General features: G+C 71.4%; 19 protein-coding genes and 1 pseudogene. 7 read left to right on the top strand and 13 right to left on the bottom strand.

What is annotated here, in order from left to right; translation table 11 throughout:
- The first annotated feature begins 5 nt into the window (after positions 1–5).
- A complete protein-coding gene (locus ACQP0N_RS30175) occupies positions 6–1,013 on the top strand; it encodes a LacI family DNA-binding transcriptional regulator (RefSeq protein WP_433115793.1) in 1,008 nt (335 codons plus the stop codon).
- Positions 1,014–1,120: 107 nt separating this feature from the next.
- On the opposite strand, the gene ACQP0N_RS30180 is transcribed toward ACQP0N_RS30175, so the two are convergent.
- On the bottom strand, positions 1,121–1,486 hold the full coding sequence (locus ACQP0N_RS30180; RefSeq protein WP_433115795.1) for a hypothetical protein: 366 nt from the start codon (positions 1,484–1,486) through the stop codon (positions 1,121–1,123).
- Positions 1,487–1,615: 129 nt separating this feature from the next.
- On the opposite strand from ACQP0N_RS30180, the gene ACQP0N_RS30185 reads away from it, so the two are divergent.
- Together ACQP0N_RS30185 and ACQP0N_RS30190 are read left to right on the top strand one after the other, a co-directional pair.
- The gene (locus tag ACQP0N_RS30185; RefSeq protein ID WP_355050847.1) at positions 1,616–2,029 is read left to right on the top strand and encodes a RidA family protein; all 414 of its coding nucleotides are present in this window, start codon (positions 1,616–1,618) and stop codon (positions 2,027–2,029) included.
- A 1-nt stretch (position 2,030) separates the two neighbouring features.
- The gene (locus ACQP0N_RS30190; protein ID WP_433115797.1) at positions 2,031–2,927 is read left to right on the top strand and encodes an N-acetyltransferase family protein; all 897 of its coding nucleotides are present in this window, start codon (positions 2,031–2,033) and stop codon (positions 2,925–2,927) included.
- Here the strand turns inward: ACQP0N_RS30190 and ACQP0N_RS30195 are convergent, their stop codons facing one another.
- Positions 2,928–3,194 carry a flavin reductase gene (locus ACQP0N_RS30195; protein ID WP_433115799.1) on the bottom strand — a complete coding sequence of 89 codons (267 nt, stop codon included), beginning with the start codon at positions 3,192–3,194 and terminating at the stop codon, positions 2,928–2,930.
- Complete coding sequence (locus ACQP0N_RS30200; protein ID WP_433115801.1) at positions 3,191–3,445, bottom strand: hypothetical protein; 255 nt, start codon at positions 3,443–3,445, stop codon at positions 3,191–3,193. Before ACQP0N_RS30200 ends, ACQP0N_RS30195 begins: the two co-directional genes overlap by 4 nt.
- Before the next feature lie 192 nt (positions 3,446–3,637).
- On the opposite strand from ACQP0N_RS30200, the gene ACQP0N_RS30205 reads away from it, so the two are divergent.
- Positions 3,638–4,384 carry a helix-turn-helix domain-containing protein gene (locus ACQP0N_RS30205; protein ID WP_433115803.1) on the top strand — a complete coding sequence of 249 codons (747 nt, stop codon included), beginning with the start codon at positions 3,638–3,640 and terminating at the stop codon, positions 4,382–4,384.
- The gene (locus ACQP0N_RS30210; RefSeq protein WP_433115805.1) at positions 4,372–4,569 is read left to right on the top strand and encodes a DUF397 domain-containing protein; all 198 of its coding nucleotides are present in this window, start codon (positions 4,372–4,374) and stop codon (positions 4,567–4,569) included. Before ACQP0N_RS30205 ends, ACQP0N_RS30210 begins: the two co-directional genes overlap by 13 nt.
- A 293-nt stretch (positions 4,570–4,862) precedes the next feature.
- Here ACQP0N_RS30210 and ACQP0N_RS30215 read toward each other — a convergent pair whose 3' ends face one another.
- The gene (locus ACQP0N_RS30215; RefSeq protein WP_433115807.1) at positions 4,863–5,378 is read right to left on the bottom strand and encodes an O-acetyl-ADP-ribose deacetylase; all 516 of its coding nucleotides are present in this window, start codon (positions 5,376–5,378) and stop codon (positions 4,863–4,865) included.
- A 1-nt stretch (position 5,379) separates the two neighbouring features.
- Complete coding sequence (locus ACQP0N_RS30220) at positions 5,380–6,171, bottom strand: EI24 domain-containing protein (protein ID WP_433115809.1); 792 nt, start codon at positions 6,169–6,171, stop codon at positions 5,380–5,382.
- A gap of 53 nt (positions 6,172–6,224) precedes the next feature.
- On the opposite strand from ACQP0N_RS30220, the gene ACQP0N_RS30225 reads away from it, so the two are divergent.
- Entirely contained in the window at positions 6,225–7,229 is a 1,005-nt protein-coding gene (locus ACQP0N_RS30225) for a helix-turn-helix transcriptional regulator (protein ID WP_433115811.1), read from the top strand.
- Here the strand turns inward: ACQP0N_RS30225 and ACQP0N_RS30230 are convergent.
- The 6 genes and pseudogenes from ACQP0N_RS30230 to ACQP0N_RS30255 all read right to left on the bottom strand — a co-directional run bounded on the left by ACQP0N_RS30230 (position 7,213) and on the right by ACQP0N_RS30255 (position 11,504).
- Positions 7,213–8,127, bottom strand: a complete 915-nt coding sequence (locus tag ACQP0N_RS30230; RefSeq protein ID WP_433115813.1) for an SDR family oxidoreductase — start codon at positions 8,125–8,127, stop codon at positions 7,213–7,215. The genes ACQP0N_RS30225 and ACQP0N_RS30230 overlap by 17 nt on opposite strands.
- Positions 8,128–8,173: 46 nt before the next feature.
- Positions 8,174–8,911, bottom strand: a complete 738-nt coding sequence (locus ACQP0N_RS30235; protein WP_151488505.1) for an alanyl-tRNA editing protein — start codon at positions 8,909–8,911, stop codon at positions 8,174–8,176.
- 11 nt (positions 8,912–8,922) lie between these two features.
- The gene (locus ACQP0N_RS30240) at positions 8,923–9,810 is read right to left on the bottom strand and encodes an alpha/beta fold hydrolase (RefSeq protein WP_433115815.1); all 888 of its coding nucleotides are present in this window, start codon (positions 9,808–9,810) and stop codon (positions 8,923–8,925) included.
- Positions 9,807–10,127, bottom strand: coding sequence for a DUF2516 family protein (locus ACQP0N_RS30245; RefSeq protein ID WP_355050857.1), 321 nt, complete (start codon positions 10,125–10,127; stop codon positions 9,807–9,809). Before ACQP0N_RS30245 ends, ACQP0N_RS30240 begins: the two co-directional genes overlap by 4 nt.
- A gap of 72 nt (positions 10,128–10,199) precedes the next feature.
- Positions 10,200–10,878, bottom strand: a pseudogene (locus ACQP0N_RS30250) (hypothetical protein).
- The gene (locus ACQP0N_RS30255) at positions 10,875–11,504 is read right to left on the bottom strand and encodes a helix-turn-helix domain-containing protein (protein ID WP_433115817.1); all 630 of its coding nucleotides are present in this window, start codon (positions 11,502–11,504) and stop codon (positions 10,875–10,877) included. Before ACQP0N_RS30255 ends, ACQP0N_RS30250 begins: the two are co-directional and overlap by 4 nt.
- Positions 11,505–11,614: 110 nt before the next feature.
- Here ACQP0N_RS30255 and ACQP0N_RS30260 point away from each other — a divergent pair, with 110 nt between their 5' ends.
- Positions 11,615–12,415, top strand: coding sequence for an alpha/beta fold hydrolase (locus tag ACQP0N_RS30260; RefSeq protein WP_433115819.1), 801 nt, complete (start codon positions 11,615–11,617; stop codon positions 12,413–12,415).
- 249 nt (positions 12,416–12,664) lie between these two features.
- Here ACQP0N_RS30260 and ACQP0N_RS30265 read toward each other — a convergent pair whose 3' ends face one another.
- Positions 12,665–13,624 carry an asparaginase gene (locus tag ACQP0N_RS30265; protein WP_433115821.1) on the bottom strand — a complete coding sequence of 320 codons (960 nt, stop codon included), beginning with the start codon at positions 13,622–13,624 and terminating at the stop codon, positions 12,665–12,667.
- A gap of 94 nt (positions 13,625–13,718) precedes the next feature.
- Positions 13,719–14,546 carry a 3-keto-5-aminohexanoate cleavage protein gene (locus ACQP0N_RS30270; protein WP_433115822.1) on the bottom strand — a complete coding sequence of 276 codons (828 nt, stop codon included), beginning with the start codon at positions 14,544–14,546 and terminating at the stop codon, positions 13,719–13,721.
- Positions 14,547–14,549: the final 3 nt, after the last annotated feature.

Genomic DNA, 14,549 nt, shown 5'->3' on the forward strand with positions numbered 1-14,549 from the left:
TCACGATGACGACGGCGCACCGGCCGACGTTGGAGGCGGTGGCGGCACGGGCCGGGGTGTCCAGGGCCACCGTGTCCCGGGTGGTCAACGGCTCCACCACCGTCGCCGAGCCGATCCGGGAGGCCGTCAAGCGGGCGGTCGCCGAGCTGGGGTACGTGCCGAACCTCGCCGCCCGCAGCCTCGTCACCCAGCGCACCGACTCGATCGCCCTGGTCATGCCGGAGGCGGCCACCCGGGTCTTCTCCGACGACCAGGTCTTCCCCGGCATCATCCGGGGCGTCAGCCAGGAGTTGGAGGCCGCCGACAAGCAGCTGGTGCTGATGCTTGCCGGCTCACCGGCCGGGCACCAGCGGGTCGAGCGGTACACGACCGGCCGCCACGTCGACGGGGTGCTCTTCGCCTCGCTGCACGGCGCCGACCCGCTGCCCGGCACGCTGGCCCGCCTCGGCATCCCGGTGGTGGTCAGCGGCCGGCCGCTCGGCGACGTACCCGTGCCGTACGTGGACGTCGACCACGTCGGCGGCGTCACCGCCGCCGTCCGGCACATGATCGACAGCGGTCGGCGGCGGATCGCCACCATCGCCGGCCCACCGGACATGGTCGCCGGCATCGAGCGGCTGAACGGCTACCGGGAGGCGGTCGCCGCCGCCGGACTACCCGAACTGGTCGCCGTCGGCGACTTCACCCGGGAGTCCGGCGCGGCGGCGATGCACCAGCTCCTCAGCGAGCATCCCGACCTGGACGGGGTGTTCGCCGCCTCCGACCTGATGGCGCACGCCGCCCTGCGTACGCTGCGCGAGGCCGGCCGGCGGGTGCCGGAGGACGTGGCGGTGGTCGGCTTCGACGACATCGAGACCGCCGCGTACACCGAACCGCCGCTGACCACCGTCCGGCAGCCGATCGTCGAACTCGGCCGACGCATGACCCGGCAACTGCTGAGGCTGGCGGCGGGCGAGGCGATCGAACCGGCAATCATGCTCGACACCGAGCTGATCATCCGCGCGTCGGCCTGACCCGTCTCGGGCGTTGTCAAGATCCGCTATTCAAGATCCGCGCAACTTCAAGGAAATTGCTGCCTTACGACGCCGGGAGGCCACTACTTCCCTGAAGTTGTGACCTGTCACAACTCCTCCTCGAAGTCCGCCGCTACGACCACCTCTGCGCCGACGGCTCGCAGATCGGCGACCAGCCGTCGGACCGCGTCGAGCATCGTCTGGTCGTCGACCCCCGCGTCCCGGTGCACCTCGACGGTGACGGGCCAGGTCAGGAACGCCGGCGCTTGGGCGATCAGATCCGCATCCGCGTTCCAGGGAATGGACTTGTTCTTCCGAACTGCGGCCCAGACCCCGTCCGTCACCCGCAACGACTGGTCGACCCGCCGATAGCCCCGAGAGTGCATCAATCGTGCTGCGGCCTCCGCAGCCGGCCCGACACCGTCCACGAAGAGCCGACAGTCGTCGTACGCCCCGGTCACACCAGGTTCCACCACGCCACCTCCGAACCGGCCGACGTCGCTCCACTCGATCTCGCCGCGCCGCACCCTACCCATCCCGGCCCGGGGCAGGTGGCGATTAATCCGTCGCTGCGGCGGGCGATCGTCGTTAGCCTCGCCGGCATGCCGGATCCTGTCGCACTGCTGCACGTGCCCGCCCTCTCCGACGTCGCCGAATACGCGTACGCGGCGACCGTCGAACCGCCCGCCCGGCTGGTGTTCACGGCCGGCGCGTGCCCGCTCGACGCCGAGGGTCGTACCGTCGCGCCGGGCGACCATGCCGCGCAGGCCCGGCAGGTGATGACGAACCTGGAGACCGCGCTCGGCGCGGCCGGCGCGCGACTCACCGACGTCGTCAAGACCACCGTGTACGTGGCATCGTCGCGGCAGGCCGACCTGGTGACCGTCTGGGAGGTGGTCCGGGACTTCTTCGGCGACCACGATCCGCCCAGCACCCTGCTCGGGGTGGCCGTGCTCGGCTACACCGACCAGCTCGTCGAGGTCGAGGCCGTCGCCGCCGTACGGACGGGGGCCTGACATGCGCATCCGCGAAGCCCGGCCGGACGATGCCGCCGCCGTGGTGGCGCTGCGGGCGATCGTCCACCCATACCTGGTACGCGGGGTCGAGTCGACCCGCAAGATGCTGGCCGAACCGCCGCCGCACGAGGGCTGGATCGCGTTCGTGGCCGAGGTCGACGGCCAGGTGGTCGGCTGGACGTCCGCCGAGCCCAACACCTCGACCTCGGTGCAGGGCTTCGGCAACGTCAACACGCTGCACGTACACCCGGATCATCGACGGCGCGGCATCGGGACGGCGCTGCTGACCGCCGCGACCGATCACCTCCGCCCTCTCGGGATCCGCCGCGTACGCGCCACGGCCGCGACGGACTCGCTGCCGTTCGCCCGCCACCACGGGTTCGAACCCAGCCGCGAGGTGCGCTACTCGGCGCTGGACCTGACCCCACCGCCCGCGCTGCCCGAGCCGCCGCTGGGCGTACGGCTGCGTCCGATCGCCGAGATGGACCCGCACCTGCTCTACGAGGCCGACGTCGCCTCGGCCGTCGACGAACCCGGTGACGTGCCCGTCGACTCGGTCACCTTCGAGAGTTGGCGGTACGACGTCTGGGACGAACTTGGCCTGGACAAGACGGCCAGCACCGCAGCCGAGGTCGACGGCGAGGTGGCCGCGTTCAGCCTGGTCAAGCGGGACGGCGAGCGGATGTGGTCGGACTACACCTGCTCCGTCCCGGCGTACCGGGGACGGGGACTGGCCCGGCTGGCCAAGACGGCGGCGCTGCACCGGGCCGCGGAGGCCGGCGTGCGGATCGCCTACACCTCGAACGACGAGTCGAACGCGCCGATGCTGGCGATCAACGCCCGGCTGGGCTACCGCCCGGTGGCGTCGCAGTGGACCTGCCTGGCCGACCTGACCTGATCAGTCGCCTTGGGTGTCGCCGCGCGGGCGCGTCCACTCCAGGAACCGCGCAACGTACACCGCCGGGTCCGGTCGCAGGCCCAGCCTCAGCGCGTCGGCGAACGCCTCCCGCGCGAGCGTGGTCAACATGAGCAGCATTCCGAGCCGGTCGTCGTGCCAGCGGGCCAGCAGCGACAGCCGCGCGGCCGAACACGGCCAGTGAGCGCCGCAGCGGGTACAGCGCCAGTGCGGCAGGCCGGCGTGATGCGGACGCGGTCGCGGGCTCATCGGGCGCACACGGGCAGGCGGCTGTCCAGTAGCTGCACGCCCTCGCATCGCACGTAAAGCTCACGCCGGGCGACCGCTTCGCCGCGCGAGTCCAGCTCGTACGCGTCGAGCCACACCCACCCGTCGTACGTGTCCCACTCCAACTCACGGATGACCCGCACGGTAATCGGGCGCAGGAACTGCACGCTCGCGGTGGCGGACAGGCGTAGCAGGTCGCCGGCCCGGAATGTCGGTCCTGGTGGTGCGGGCATGTTTCCCCCTCCATTGGGCCAGGAGGGGCCGCCCGCCAGTGCACCCACCGGACGGCCCCGGGCTGACACCGCCGCCGGGCTACACCTCCACCAGCAATGCCGCTCAGCGACACTTTGCCGATAGGAGCTGGACGGCTACACCCCGTAGATATACGTTCAATAGACGTGGGGGACGTCCAGTAGGAGGCGACCATGAATCAGACGCTTCGCGCTGCGCTGGCGAACTCGGGTGAGACCGTGGAGAGCCTTGCCGAGCAGGTGGGAGTCGACCCGAAGACGGTCGCCCGATGGGTCACGCCGGGCCGAGTTCCCCATCCCCGCCATCGAGCGGCAGCGGCGGTTGTCCTTGGGCTTGAGGTGGAGGACATTTGGCCGGACGTTTTGAAGCGCCGTGAACCGGCGTGGCTACGACCGTGGGTCGAGACAGAACTCCAAGCGACCGCACTCCGCGCCTTTCAGGTGTCTGTGATTCCCGGTCTGCTACAGACACCGGAGTACGCATCACTAGTCCTCAGCAGCGGGTTGTTGGACGCAGACGAGGTTGAGGGTTACGTGGAGACGCGACTCCGCCGACAGGCGGCGGTCCTCAACCGACGTAAGCCCCCGCTCTTCATCGCAGTCATCGACGAATGCGCGTTGCGCCGCGGGGAGCCCGACATCATGCACCCCCAACTGGACCACTTGATCGAAATGGCGCAGCGGTCCAACACCTTCCTTCATGTGTTGCCGCTTGACGCGGGCATGCACCCCGGACAAGCCGGACCGTTCGTCATTGCCACCACTGAGGATGGCGACGTCGGGTACCTCGACGATCAGGCATCCGGCCGGCTGACCAACGAGACAGCCCCGCTCTGGGCCATCTGGGATACGCTGCGATCAGTGGCTCTTCCACGCCGCCACACCATCGACTTCCTGAAGGCACGAACATGGCTGACCTGACCGGCGCCGAGTGGCGTACCAGCACCCGAAGCAGCTCTAACGGCGGTGACTGTGTCGAGGTCGCCGACAACCTTCCGGGTGTCGTCGCGGTTCGCGACTCAAAGGACCGAGATGGCGGCACCCTCCGCTTCGACCGGCACACCTGGCGAGGTTTCGTCGACACGGTGAAGACCGCCGCCCTCTGAGCAGCGACACCGACAAAGATCCTCGGGTAGACCCGGGGGTCTTTCGCTATGCCAGGCGGCGATCTCGTCTGTGGCCGAACCGCAAAGTCGAGATCTTGGACAGTTTCCGTTAGCTGCTAACGGAAACTGTCCAAGATCTGCGGCCGAACTGCGCGACGCGACGGGATCGCGACCGGACCGCCGCGAGTCCGGCCGGACTGTCCGTGATCACTTGATGCTGACCAGTTCGCAACCACCTTCTGAGAACTGGTCAGCATCAAGTGATCAAGCCGAGAGCCAGAGCCGCGCGGAGCCTACGCCGCCTCGAAGACCTCGCGGGCTGTCGCGTGGGTGTCCGCGCCGAAGAGGACCAGGCGGGCCTCGGTGACCGACGCGGGCGTGGCCGAGCGGAGCACCGTCAGCGCCTGGCGGACCGCGTCGTCGACCGGCCAGCCGTAGATGCCGGCGGAGATCAGCGGATACGCCACAGTGGACGCGCCCAGCTCGTCGGCGACCCGCAGGCTGTTGGCGTAGCAGTCGCGCAGCAGCCCCGACCGGTCCTCGGCGGCCGAGAAGACCGGGCCGACCGTGTGGATGACCCAGCGGGCCGGCAGGTTTCCGGCGGTGGTCGCCACCGCCTGGCCGGTGGGCAGCCCTCTCCCGTACTTGGACGCGCGCAGCGCCCGGCAGTCGGCCAGGATGGCCGGGCCGCCGCGCCGGTGGATCGCGCCGTCCACTCCACCGCCGCCGAGTAGGGACGAGTTCGCGGCGTTCACGATGGCGTCGACCCGCTGGTCGGTGATGTCGCCCTGGATCAGGGTGATCTCCACGTCAGTTCTCCTCGATCGACTGGCCCAACGACCGGCGGGCCAGCAGGGTCGCGCCGGCGACGGCGGCCGGCATGACCAACACCGCGCCGAGGGGAATGAGGAAGCACAGGAAGACCGCGACTCCGAAGCCGAGCGCGGTGGACCGGTCCGCCTTGAGGATCGTCCGGCGTTGCGGCAGCCGCATGCCACGTCGGTAGAACGGCGCTCCGACCAGCTCGACGGCGAGGAACCAGCCACCCACGGCCGCCCCGATCACCGGTACCACCGTCTGGCCCACCACCGGGATGAACCCGGCGAGGAAGAGCGGGATGCCGACGAGCGCGGTGAGTGCCACCAGGCGTACGGAGTCGGCGGTGCTGCGGCGCAGCGACGACCAGAACGGCACGTCCACGGCGTCCGAGGTGCCGCCGAGCCGCTCCTCCACCTTCTCGGAGATCTTCTCGTAGAACGGGTCGCCGATGACCAGGGTGACCGCCGTGAAGCTGATCACCGCGAGCAGGCCGCCGATCCCCAGGAAGGCCAACCCGGCGATCACCCGGACCAGGCTGCGACCGGTGCTCGACCAGTCGTCGGCGAACGGGGTGACCAGGGCGGCGAGGTCGTCCACGAAGTAGACGAGGGTGGCGTACGCGGCCACGAAGAGCACACCCGAGATCAACGCCGGCACGATACCGAGCAGCATGAGCTTCGGGCTGCGCACATAGAGGCCCAGCCCGCGCAGGAGCAGCCGCACCCCGAGGAGGAAGCGTCCGACGGCCCCGGTGACCGGTTTGGCGATTCTGCTGGCGTCCACGATCGAGCAGCCTAACGACAGGTGATCGAAGCGGCACGAGGCAGGATGGGCGGGTGCGCGCCTCCCGACTGATCTCGTTGCTGCTGCTGTTGCAGGCACGCGGCTCCATGACGGCCGGCGAGCTGGCACACGAGTTGGAGGTCTCCGAGCGGACCGTCTACCGGGACGTGTTGGCGCTGTCCGCCGCCGGTGTTCCGGTGTACGCGGACCGGGGCCGGGCCGGCGGGTACCGGCTGCTCGGTGGCTACCGGACCCGGCTGACCGGGCTGAACCGCGACGAGGCGGAGGCCCTGTTCCTGGCTGGCCTGCCCGGCCCCGCCGGCGACATGGGTCTGGCCGACGCGGTCGCCGCCGCCGAGTTGAAGGTGCTCGCCGCACTGCCACCGGCCCTGCGCGACGCTCCCGTACGCACGGGTCAGCGGTTCCACCTGGACGTGCCGGGATGGTTCCAGGAGACGCCGCCACCGCCCTGGCTCACCGAGCTGGCGCGGGCGGTCTGGGGTGACCGGGTGGTACGGCTGCGCTACCGGCGGGGCGGCGACGAGGTGACCCGGCACCTTCAGCCGTACGGGCTCGTGCTCAAGAACGCGACCTGGTATCTGGTCGGTCGGGTCGGCGACGACATGCGCACCTACCGGGTGGACCGGGTAACCGGCGTCGAGGTGGACGACGAGCGGTTCGCCCGCAACGAGGGCTTCGACCTGGCCGGGCACTGGCGCGAGCAGGCCGGGTCGTTCCTGCGGACCATACTGCGGGCCGAGGTCACCGTCCGGCTGAGCCCCGCCGGCCTGCGCCGGCTCCGGCACGTGGTCGACGCTCCCGAGGTGTACGACGAGGTCGTCACCACCATCAGCGAACCGGACGGGCAGGGCTGGGTGGTGGCGCGACTGCCGGTGGAGACGGTCGACGTCGCGTACGCCCAGCTGCTGGCGCTGGGCCCGGAGGTGGAGGCGCTCGACCCGCCGGAGCTGCGCGGACGCCTGGCGGAGGCGGCACGCCGGGCCGCCGCACGCTACGACGGCCCGGCAGTGGCGGACGGCGTCAGCGGTAGCCGGTGACGTCGGCCGGCTTACCCGCCTCGACCACCTCGACGATGTACCGGATGGCCTCCGGTTGGCTGCCGTCGACGTCGGTGAAGCCGTACACCTTGGACAGCGTGCCCGCGTCGACGGACTGGCCGGTCCAGCGGGCCTTGTCCTCGTCGGCGGCGAGTGCGGCCACCGCGCGGCCCACGAAGGCGGGTGTCTCGGAGATCAGGAAGTGCGGGTCGGTGGCGGCCCCGTCGCGCCAGGTCTCCTCGGTGACCCCGAAGTGCTCCAGCATCGCCTCGGAGCGTAGCCAGCCGGGGGTGAGCGCGACGGCTGTGCCGCCGTGCGGTTTCAGCTCGTGCGCCTGGCTGAAGGCGAGCCGGTTGACCGAGGTCTTGGCCAGGTCGTAGAAGACCGAGAGGCGGTAGTTCTCGTCGTTGTACGCCTTGGTGCCGTCGCCGATCTCGACGACCAGGCCACCGGGCTTACGGATCAGCAACGGCAGAGCGAAGTGGCTGGTGATGATGTGCGTGTCGACGGCCAGCCGCAGGGTGCGGAACCCCTTGTCGAGAGGCTGCTCCCAGACCGGCTTGTCCCAGGTGACGAGCGGGTCGCCGCCCCAGATGTCGTTGACCAGCACGTCGAGGCCGCCCTGCTCGGCGTCGATCCGGGCGACCAGGTCGCGGACCTGCTCCGGCACCAGATGGTCGACCTGCACGGCGATACCGGTGCCGCCGGCCGCGGTGACCAGTTCGGCGGTCTCCTCGATGGTCTCCGGCCGGTCCATCTCCGAACGGCCGGCACGGCTGCTGCGACCGGTGGCGTACACGGTGGCGCCGGCCGCGCCCAACTGGACCGCGATCTGTCGCCCGGCGCCCCGGGTTGCACCGGCGACGAGCGCGATCTTTCCTGCGAGCGGTGGTGTCATGCCTGCGAGGCTGCCAGCGATACCTGACAGCCGACGTCCGAATTCGTCAATCCACCAGCCGGACGCGGACCCGCCGGTTGGCCCGGCCCTTGCTCTCCACCTTGACCACCTGCACCTTGCCGATCTGGGCGGTGGACGCCACGTGGGTGCCGCCGTCCGCCTGGACGTCCAGACCGACGATGTCGACGATCCGCACCTCCTGCTCGTCCGGCGGGATGAGGTTGGACTGGGTTCGGATGATGTCCGGCAGGGCCAACGCCTCGGTACGCGGCAGCACCCGGGTGGCGACCGAGCGGTCGGCGGCCACCTCGGCGTTGACCAGCTCCTCGATGCGGCTCTTGAAGTCCGGCGGCACCTCGGGGAGGTTGAAGTCCATCCGAGCCTCGCCCGGCTCCATCGAGTTGCCCGTCACCAGCGCGCCGAAGTCGCGGAACACCACGCCGCAGAGCACGTGCAACCCCGAATGGGTACGCATCAGACGGGTGCGACGCTCGTCCTCCACCGCCCCGACGACCTCGGTGCCGACCGGCGGCAACGGGTCACCCTCGGCGGGGATCAGGTACGGGTCGTCGCCCTTGCGGGTGCCGACGATCCGGGTCTGCACGCCCTGCCAGAGCAGCACGCCGTGATCCGGCGGCTGACCGCCACCACCCGGGTAGAACGCCGAGCGGTCGAGAACGATGCCCTGCTCCGGGTCGGCGTGCAGGACCGTGCAGGTCCACTCGCGCAGGGTCGGGTCCGCGAGATCCAGCCGGTGCGTCCGGCCGTGCTGTGTGACGCCCATGACAGGGCACGTTACTCGTTGAGGAAGCCGGAGATGCGCCCCCGCAGGTCGGCGCGTTCCGACCAGAGGAACCCGGGGCGGTCGTACACGTGCAGGGTGGCCCGGGGCAGCGCGGCGGCGAGCTGCTCGGCGACCTCGACCGGGTGCAGGTCGTCGCCCGCGGACCCGATCACCAGGGCCGGCGCGGTGACCGCCGACAGCACACCGGCGTCGTCCAGCGGCACCTGACCCGCCAGGGTGGCCAGGCCCTCGTCCAGGCCGTCACGGAGCAACTGGTCCAGCCGCTGCCGCAGGTACGCCCAGCCGGCCGGCGTGTTGCGCACCGCCGCCGGCAGCTCCAGCGAGACGACGTCCGCGACGGCCCCCGCGTCACCGCTGGCCACGGCATCCACCAGGGCGCCGACGCGATCCCAGGCGGCCGGACCGCGCGGCTGGTCGAGCGCCGCCGGCAGGAAGAACACCAGCTTCTCGAAGCGCTCCGGACTCTCGGCGAGCAGGCGGCAGAGCGCCCCCGCACCGAGGCTCGCCCCGAACGCCCGGCTGGCGCCGCCGAGATCCGCGATCGCCCGCAGGTCACGGGCGAGGTCGAGGTAGGTCCACGAGCCGGGCGGCGCGTCCGAGCGGCCGTGCCCCCGGAACTGGAAGAACAGCCGCCGACCGGCCACCCCGCTGCCGAACGGTCGCGTGGTGGCGATCCCGTTGCCCAGCCCGTGCGCGAAGACGGTGACCGGGTCACCGACGCCGGTGACCAGGCGTTCCAACTGCACGCCGTGCGGCGTGTCGACGAGTTCGGTCTCCGGATCGGGGATCGCCGGACGGCCGGTGCGCGGCCCGCCCGGGCCCGGACCGAAGGTGCGGGGGCCGCTGTCCGGTGGAGGAGGCCAGCGAAAACCTCTCACCAGAACCCTTTGCCGTTGCCGTCACTCAGGTCGCGGAGACCGACCCGCACGTCGAGCAGGTAGATGAGCGCGGCGGCGATGCCGATCAGTCCGAAGAGGCTGATCGGACCCCGGCTGAGCAGGATCAGGACGAGGCAGACCGCGAGGATCGCGATCCAGCCGCCCTTGGGCAGCGTCCCGATGGCGGCGAAGGCGTCGGACCGTTGCGTGATGGCATGCACCAGCGCGACACCCTGAATGATCAACGCGAAGACGAGCAGGATCAGCTCGATCACGTAACGGACTTCGAACGCGAAGATCGGCGCGGCGGTGGCCATGCCGGCAAGTTTATGTCGACGACCCCGACTACGTCCGACAAGGACGCCGTCGGGATCGCCGACAGGTATGAACTACTCGGCCGCCGGGCGGGTCCGCTTGGTGGCCCGGGGCAGCTTGGCCGACGGGGTCTCGGCCGGCTTCGCGGCCTTCGCCCGGGTGGCCTTCTTGACGGCGGCCGGCTTGGCCTCCGCGATCTCGGCGACCTCGGCCCGCCCCGGCGGTCTCGGCCGTGGTCGCGGTCACGGTCTCGGCCGTGGCCGTCGTCGCCTCGGTGGCCTCGATGTCCGCGTTGACCGTCTCGGCGGCCTCCAGCACGCCGGCGCCGACGACCCGCTCGCCGCGGGCCACCAGCGCGCCGTACGCCGCGAACGCCCGCTCCTGGGCCGCCTGGGCCGCGGTGACCACCACGGCCGCGTTGCGGGTGGCGGCCGCGCGCAGCTTCTCAATGTCGGCGACCTCACGCAGCTTGGCCAGGTCGGCCGACTCGCGCAGCTTGGCCAGGTCCAGCTCGGCCTGTGCGCGGTCGCGCAGGGTGCCGGCGGTCTCGTTGGCCGTACGCAGCGTCTCGGTGGCCTTCTGACGCAGCTCGAAGCCCGTCAGCACCGCCCGGCCGCCCAGGTCGGCGACGACCCGGGTGCCGTGCACACCGACGGCCATGGGCAGCTTGCGGAGCTGCTCGATGGCCAGCTCGGCCGCACCGGCGGCGGCGTAGATGGGAGCGGGGATGCGATTGGTCTTCGGCTCGGTCATGACGTCTCCTCCTCGGCCGTCTCGGCGGCCTTCTTCTCGGGGGTGCTGCTCGGGGCGTTCTTCCCGGGGGTGCTGCTCGGGGCGGGTGCGGGGCCCGCCTCGGTCACGGCGACCGACTCGAGCACGGCCTCGGTCGGGGTGCCGCCCTCGGTGGTGGGACCGGTCGCGGCCAGGTTGGCCACGTCGGCGGGCTCGTCGGCGACATCGGTCGGGGTGGTCGCCCCGGCTGCGGCCCGAGGGTCTGTCGGGGTGGTCGCCCCGGCTGCGGCCTGGGCCTCGGACAGCCGGGCGTTCTCCCGGCGGAAGGTCTCGTAGATCTGGCTGAGCGACTGCTTCTGGGCCATCGTCAGGTCGGGGTCCACCGCGATGGCGGCGAGCACGCCGTGCCCCTCCTTGTCGTCGAGCAGCCCGGCCCGCAGGTACATGGCCGGGGTCGACACCCGCAGCGCGCTGGCCAACTGCTGGAGCACCTCGGCGCTCGGCCGGCGCAGGCCGCGCTCGATCTGGCTCAGGTACGGGTTGCTGACGCCCGCCTGCTCGGCGAGCTGGCGCAGCGAGATCTTGGCGTTACGGCGCAGATCGCGGATGAACCCGCCGACGTCGGGGAGGTCCTTTGGTGTCGCCATGGTGCCGACGCTAATCCGATCCGCTAACTCCTGCAAGCAAAATGCTTGCCAGAGTTAGCAAGGTCTCAGCGTCCCATTTGCGCCCCACCCCAACCGGTCCGTACGGTCCGATGGTGCACAAGATCACAGTCAATGGAGCAGTTCTCGCGTACGACGAGGCCGGCAGCGGTTCGCCCGTCGTCCTGCTGCACGCCGGCATCGCGGACCGGCGCATGTGGCGGGGCGTCGTACCCGTGCTCGCCGCCCGGCACCGGGTGATCGTCCCGGACCTGCGCGGGTACGGCGACTCGGAACTGCCGCCGACGCCGTTCGCACACCACGACGACGTGGCCGGTCTGCTGGACGCCCTGGACCTGCCACAGGCCGCCCTGGTCGGCTGCTCCTTCGGCGGGTCGGTCGCCGTCGACGCCGCCCTGGCCCATCCGGACCGGGTGAGCGCGCTCGCCCTGTTCGACACGGCGGTCTCCGGCAACGAGTGGTCCGACGAGGCCAACGACCTCTGGGACGAGCTGGTCGGCGAGGTCGACCCGGACGACTTCGTGGCGGGCGCGGCCGGCGAGGTGCGCTTCTGGGTGGTCGGCCCGGCGCGTCAGCCCGCGGACGTCGACCCCGAACTGCTGGCGTTCGCGCAGGAGATGGACCAGCGCGCCCTGGCCGCCGAGTTGGCGCTCGGCGCGGTCGAGGTGGGAGAGCTGACGCCACCGGCGATCGACCGTCTCGGCGAGCTGAAGATCCCCGTCCTGGTCACCGCCGGCGCGGCGGACGTACCGGACATCCGCCAACTCGCCGACCGGATCGCCGCCGAGGTCCCCAACGCGGTACGACTGCCGGACGTCCCGGACGCCGCGCACCTGCTCCCCCTGGAGCGCCCCGAGGCCGTCAACGCCGCCCTCCTGAACTTCCTGACCTGAGCCCCCACCCAACCGCCAGCGCTCAGCACCCGGACAAGCGTGATGCCTCACAGTCATCAAGATGACTCTGAGGCATCACGCTCATCAGCGAGCGTGCCACCCCAGCCCCACACCTCCAGAACCACCCCGCTCCCACCCCGTTGATCATGAAGTTATTGCCACGACACGCCAGCGCGAGTGGCAATAACTTCATGATCAACGGCAAGGGGTGGGGCCGAGGCCGGAGGTGGGTGCTGGGGCGGGTGGGGGTTACCAGAGGGGGCGGATTGCGCCTACTGGGAGGCCGCCGCCGAAGAGGGGCACCTCGGCGTACTCGGTCAGCACGGGAGCGTCCACGCCGAGCCGGCGCAGCGCCGAGACCAGCACCGGCATGCGTGCCCGGTCGGCCCCGTCGTCGATCTTGAGGGCCACCGCGCCGACGCCCGGCAGTCCGACCGCGAACACGCCCTCGGCGCCGACCTTGGCCAGGAGGCCCGGAACGCCGCGCATCAGCCGGGTGTCGTCGGCCTGGGTGCCGCCCACGATCTCCGGGTGGGCCCGCATCGCGTCGGCCACCCGGCGCGGCGCCGAGCCGGGCTCGGCATCGACGAGCCGGAGGTACGCCCCGGCCAGGCCGGTCAGCGACACCGCGAGCACCGGTGCGCCGCACCCGTCGACGCCCACCGCCGCCGTCGGCTCGCCGGTGAACTCCTCGACGGCCGCCCGCAACCGCTGCTGCAACGGGTGCTCCGGCCGCCAGTAGCCGTCGCGGGGCCATCCGGCGGCCTCGCAGGTCAGCAGCATCCCGCTGTGCTTGCCGGAGCAGTTCATCTGGACCCGACTCGGCCCGCCCCCGGCACGTAGCACCGCCTCCCGGGCCGCCATGCCCGCCGGCAGGTCGGGCGGGCAGTGCAGCGCCGAGGCGTCCAGCCCGGCCCGGTCGAGCAGCGCGCCAACCCGGGCCAGGTGGAAGTCCTCCCCCGCGTGGCTGGCCGAAACCAAGGCCAGGTCGGCCGGGTCGGTGAGCGGCAGGCCGGCGCGGAGCATCCCGATCGTCTGCATCGGCTTGCTGGCCGAGCGCGGGAAGATCGGCGCGGTCACGTCCCCGGCGGCGGCCAGCGGCGCCCCGGTCGCGTCCAGCACCACCACCGAGCCGCGGTGTCCGCCCTCGACGAAACCGGACCGGACCACCTCGGCGAGCGGCACGCCACCCTCGTACGTCTTTCCCACGTGCTGGACGGTACCGAGGAGATCGGGCCGCCCGTCGGCGGGGTGACCAGGTCGTCAACCGCGCGGGTGACAGGGGCGAGGGAAGCCCGCGGCCTTACAGCCCGAGCAGCGCGCGAGCCTCGGTGGTGGTCAGCGGCGGCCGCTGGGCGAGCTGGGCGAAGCCGACCGCGCGGGCGACCAGCTGCATGTTGGACTCGACCGGACGGCCCTTGGCGTACGTCACCGTGTCCTCCATGCCGACCCGCAGGTGCCCGCCCGTCGAGAGCGAGGCCAGCAGCACCGGAATGGTGCTGCGGCCGATGCCGGTGGCCGAGAACGTGGTGCCCTCGGGTAGGTCCCGCAGCATCCGGTGGGCGGCGACGAGCGTCTCGGTGGTGCCCGGCATGCCGCCCGGCACCCCCATGACGAAGTCGACGTGCACGTGCCCGCCCGCCGGCAGCCCGTACCTGCCGAGCAGCCGCTGCAACGCGGACAGGTGGCCGAGGTCGAAGATCTCGTACTCCGGCACGATCCCGCGCTCCTGCATCCGGGTGTGCAGGTCGACGATGAACTCCCAGCGGTTGAGGAAGACGTCGTCGCCGAAGTTGACCGTGCCCATCGTGCAGGAGGCCATGTCGGGACGGGCGTCGAGCACGGCGAGCCGGGACGCCTCCGGGTCGGTCACCGCGCCGCCGGACGAGAGCTGCACGATCAGGTCGGTGTTCTCCCGCAGCGCCGCCACCGTCTCGGCCAGGCGGGCCGGGTCGAGGGTCGGCCGGGCCTCGTCGTCGCGGATGTGGACGTGGATCACGGCGGCGCCCAGCGCCTCGCACTCCTTGGCGGTACGCAGCAGCTCGTCAAGCGTCACCGGCAGTGCCGGCACCTCCGCCTTGGCCGACTCCGCGCCCGTCGGGGCCACCGTGATCAACGTCCCTGTCGTCATGCC

The organism is Micromonospora sp. CA-246542 (assembly GCF_050942905.1).
GTDB lineage: Bacteria > Actinomycetota > Actinomycetes > Mycobacteriales > Micromonosporaceae > Micromonospora.

Bases quoted from the DNA above. Each gene is read 5' to 3' on its own strand.
- ACQP0N_RS30255 (WP_433115817.1), bottom strand. From the start codon at position 11,504: ATGGCGACACCAAAGGACCTCCCCGACGTCGGCGGGTTCATCCGCGAT.
- ACQP0N_RS30175 (WP_433115793.1), top strand. From the start codon at position 6: ATGACGACGGCGCACCGGCCGACGTTGGAGGCGGTGGCGGCACGGGCC.
- ACQP0N_RS30210 (WP_433115805.1), top strand. From the start codon at position 4,372: ATGGCTGACCTGACCGGCGCCGAGTGGCGTACCAGCACCCGAAGCAGC.
- ACQP0N_RS30190 (WP_433115797.1), top strand. From the start codon at position 2,031: ATGCGCATCCGCGAAGCCCGGCCGGACGATGCCGCCGCCGTGGTGGCG.
- ACQP0N_RS30205 (WP_433115803.1), top strand. From the start codon at position 3,638: ATGAATCAGACGCTTCGCGCTGCGCTGGCGAACTCGGGTGAGACCGTG.
- ACQP0N_RS30200 (WP_433115801.1), bottom strand. From the start codon at position 3,445: ATGCCCGCACCACCAGGACCGACATTCCGGGCCGGCGACCTGCTACGC.
- ACQP0N_RS30260 (WP_433115819.1), top strand. From the start codon at position 11,615: ATGGTGCACAAGATCACAGTCAATGGAGCAGTTCTCGCGTACGACGAG.
- ACQP0N_RS30270 (WP_433115822.1), bottom strand. From the start codon at position 14,546: ATGACGACAGGGACGTTGATCACGGTGGCCCCGACGGGCGCGGAGTCG.
- ACQP0N_RS30245 (WP_355050857.1), bottom strand. From the start codon at position 10,127: ATGGCCACCGCCGCGCCGATCTTCGCGTTCGAAGTCCGTTACGTGATC.
- ACQP0N_RS30230 (WP_433115813.1), bottom strand. From the start codon at position 8,127: ATGACACCACCGCTCGCAGGAAAGATCGCGCTCGTCGCCGGTGCAACC.
- ACQP0N_RS30185 (WP_355050847.1), top strand. From the start codon at position 1,616: ATGCCGGATCCTGTCGCACTGCTGCACGTGCCCGCCCTCTCCGACGTC.
- ACQP0N_RS30195 (WP_433115799.1), bottom strand. From the start codon at position 3,194: ATGAGCCCGCGACCGCGTCCGCATCACGCCGGCCTGCCGCACTGGCGC.
- ACQP0N_RS30235 (WP_151488505.1), bottom strand. From the start codon at position 8,911: ATGGGCGTCACACAGCACGGCCGGACGCACCGGCTGGATCTCGCGGAC.